This is a genomic window from Kitasatospora nipponensis (genome assembly GCF_039528135.1).
Taxonomy (GTDB): Bacteria; Actinomycetota; Actinomycetes; order Streptomycetales; family Streptomycetaceae; genus Kitasatospora; species Kitasatospora nipponensis.
Genome location: NZ_BAAALF010001151.1, coordinates 1 through 521, shown reverse-complemented (window position 1 = coordinate 521; position 521 = coordinate 1). Strand labels below are relative to the sequence as shown.

Annotated in this window: 2 protein-coding genes; both read right to left on the bottom strand. The window is 72.4% G+C overall.

Translation table 11 applies throughout. The features are described 5' to 3' along the window. Positions 1-186 (bottom strand): tRNA-dihydrouridine synthase (locus tag ABD323_RS45375; RefSeq protein WP_344447771.1); only part of this gene is annotated, 186 nt, incomplete at its 3' end. Between the two features lie 37 nt (positions 187-223). Then, a partial coding sequence (locus ABD323_RS45370; RefSeq protein ID WP_486327203.1) for an MmyB family transcriptional regulator occupies positions 224-521 on the bottom strand: 298 nt, incomplete at its 5' end.

Below are 521 nucleotides of genomic sequence, written 5' to 3'. Positions count from 1 at the left end.
TGCCCGGGTGGTGATCAGCTCGCTCACGTACAGGCCCTTGCCGCCGCTCTGCTCCCGGCACAGGGTGCGAAACGGGGCGTTGGTGATCCCGGCCATCGGCGCCAGCACCACGGGCGGCCAGACCTCCATCGGCCCGATGTTCAACGGCTTGAACTCGGGCGTCGGTGCAACGGGCGTGGTCGTCATGGCGCGGCAGGTCCTCGGTGGTCGGCGGACGGACTCTTCATTGTCCCCCACTCGGCTCAGCGTCCAGCCGCAGCAGCTTCTCCCGGCTCTCCTGGTCGCGCGGCGTGTAGGCCACCAGCCGGCTGCCGGGCCGGGGGCCGAGCCAGAGACTGGTGTACTCGAACCGGATCAGCCCGGCCTCGGGGACCAGGAACCGCTTGACCCCGTTGCCCGCCGCCGCGACCTCGTGGCGGGCCCACAGCTCCTCGAAGTCCGGCGAGGCGGTGCGCAGCCGGTGCAGCAGCGTCTTCCAGGCCGGTTCGGCCCCGTGGTCGGCCATCGCGGCCCGCAGCCGG